We start from the raw sequence: 2,891 nt of genomic DNA on the forward strand, positions 1-2,891 counted from the left end.
CCTGAGCGGTAAACAATCGCGCGTCCACGTTGCGTGTGATGATGCCGCCGCCTTTGGAGGCCGTACCGCTTTGTCCGTGGGCGCGGTCAAAAATAATCAAGTCTTTGACTTTATCTGCTACAAGCGTGCCGCCTACGTTCCAGCCCGCGCCTGCCAACGAGTTCATGTAGCCGTTGTAGTAGTCGTTGCGGCTGTCGGCGGTGAGCTTGATGCGGTTGTGTTTTTCGGTTTTCAGCAGGGGATTGCCTGCGATGGCGGCGGCTGGGTTTTGGTTCATCAGCATGCCGTTCATGCGGTTTTGTACGATGGCGGCAAGCGAGTTGAAGCGTTCAGTGTTGTCGCCGATTCGTTCTAAGTGAGCAAGGGAAACGCTGTATTTTTGCGTTTCAGACGGCGTGAAATCGTATTTGAGTTCACCGGAGAAGGCATGACGGCGAACTTTGCCGTTGAAGTCGTAGCCGTAATGGGTTTTCCAGATTTGTTGCGATGAGGCGAAGGCAAGGTTGCGGTTCATCGGATGGGCGGGCTGCGCCGTATTTTTGCGTACGTCCGCTTCGTTGATTTCGTAGCTTAAGCCCAAGCCTAATTTGTGTCGGTCGTCAAATTTGTAGGACAGGGTATCGGCGATGCGCCAGCGGTCGATATGCACATCGGCGAAACGGTAGCCGTTGAGGAAATCGCGCATGGCGGTGTGGGTGTTGCGTTCGCCGTTTTGGCTGTCGTTGCGGTAGCTGACGGCGGCGGTGTTGTGGAATTTGCCGAAATCCGCGTCGTGTTTGAGCGAGAAATCATATACTTTGCGGTCAAGTTCTACGAACACTTGCTGCGGCGTGTTATTTGGGCGCAGGGAGTAATTGTCGGCACGGCGTTTGAGTTTGATGACGCCTGCTTCTGCGCTGACCGTATTGCTCAAATCGGCATTGCCCCAACGTGCGTTGAGTTTGGCGATATGGCGTTCGGTGTCCAATGCATCGTTGACGAACTGCGGCTGGCGGTCGTTGTTGATGTCGTCGTGTAGGTAGGTGAGGCGGTATTCTTGATTTTCAGACGGCACGAAACCGAGTACCAAAGCTTGATTAAAACGGCTGTATTTCCAATCGGTCTGATTGCCGTCGCCGTCTTTATAGCCGTTGGCCTTGGTGTGATTGAGGTTGGCCACGCCGTACACTTTTGCCCCACGCGCTTGCGCGGTAACGGAGTTGTAAAAGCTTTTGCCGTAGAAGCCGCTGTTTGCTTTCAACGGACGGAAGGCTTGGTCTATGTTTTCGGTAACAAAGTAATGATCGCTGCGGTCGGTGCGGTCGAATTGGTTTTCGGGGAAATAGCCTTGTGCGGCGGTCGGTGCAATCGGTTTGGGAGGGGAGAAGGTTTTGACAGGCTGGATTTCATCAGGGTCTGCCAAGGTTTCGGCAAAACCGTTTGCGGCGGCAAAACTGCTCATTAACAGGTAAACCAAATGTTTTCGTTTCATCTTCATCTCCTGATAATCATTTTTATTCATTATGCTCTTGGAGAGAAGCAAAGTAAAGAAACGATAAGGTATTTATTGTCGATAAATACCTAGCGCAAAATACAAATCGGCAAGGAGGAAAATTTTTAGAAGAGGGGAGCGGCGGCGCAGGATGTATTTGCTCCGAAATCGGGTTTTATCTTCTATTAATATTTCAGGTTGATAAAGCAAAAGGCCGTCTGAAAACCCCTCCCTTTTCAGACGGCCTTTTGCTGGGTATAATAAATTTACGAATCATTATTATTTCTGTTTAAATATAGGAGAAATGCATGAGTACCCGTACCGAACACGACACCATGGGCAATGTTGAAGTCCCGTCCGAAGCCTATTGGGGCGCGCAGACCCAGCGCAGCCGCAACAATTTCAAAATCGGCGGCGAAACCCTGCCGCAGCCGTTGATTTATGCTTTGGCGCTGGTAAAAAAAGCCGCAGCCGCCACCAATGTCGCCCTCGGCAGGATTAAGCCTGAGCAGGCGGATTTGATTACGCAGGCGGCGGACGACGTGTTGAACGGCAAGCTCGACGGGCAGTTTCCATTGGTAGTGTGGCAGACCGGCTCCGGCACGCAGTCCAATATGAACATGAACGAAGTGCTGGCGAACCGCGCCAACGAAATCGCCGGTACGGGTTTGGCGGCGTACCAGCCCGTCCATCCTAACGACCATGTGAACCATGCGCAATCGACCAACGACGCATTCCCGACCTCCATCCATGTCGCCGCCGCGATTGAAATCAACCGCCACCTCATTCCCGCCGTCCAAGCCCTGCGCGACACATTGGATAAAAAAGCCAAAGAATTTGCCCCCATCGTCAAAATCGGCCGCACCCACTTGCAGGACGCGACGCCGCTGACTTTGGGACAAGAATTTTCCGGCTACGTTTCCCAGCTTGATCACGGCTTAGGCCGTCTGAACGACGCGCTCAAAGGTTTGTACGAACTCGCTTTGGGCGGCACGGCGGTCGGCACGGGTTTGAACAGCCATCCCGAATACGCCGAAAAAGCCGCTGCCAAACTTGCCGAATTGTCCGGCCTGCCGTTTGTCAGCGCGCCGAACAAATTTGAAGCCTTGGGCGGACGCGATGCCGCCGTTGCCGCTTCGGGCGCACTGAAAACGCTGGCGGCAAGCCTGAACAAAATCGCCAACGACATCCGCTGGCTGGCAAGCGGTCCGCGCTGCGGTTTGGGAGAAATCAAAATCCCCGAAAACGAGCCGGGTTCGTCCATCATGCCGGGTAAAGTCAACCCGACCCAATGCGAAGCGATGACCATGGTGTGCTGCCAAGTGTTCGGCAACGACGTCACCATCGGCATGGCGGGCGCATCGGGCAATTTCGAGCTGAACGTCTATATGCCCGTTATCGCTTACAACCTCTTGCAATC

The 2,891-nt window shown here is 53.5% G+C and carries 2 protein-coding genes; one reads left to right on the top strand and one right to left on the bottom strand.

Going from position 1 to position 2,891, the window contains the following annotated elements:
• Positions 1 to 1,471 (bottom strand): TonB-dependent receptor (locus ACTHUE_RS14540; RefSeq protein ID WP_440423842.1); only part of this gene is annotated, 1,471 nt, incomplete at its 3' end.
• A gap of 308 nt (positions 1,472 to 1,779) precedes the next feature.
• Between ACTHUE_RS14540 and ACTHUE_RS14545 the strand changes: the two genes are divergently transcribed.
• Positions 1,780 to 2,891, top strand: a 1,112-nt coding sequence (locus ACTHUE_RS14545; RefSeq protein WP_440423844.1) for a class II fumarate hydratase, incomplete at its 3' end; no start/stop codon positions are given.

Source organism: Neisseria sp. P0021.S005 (assembly GCF_051956955.1).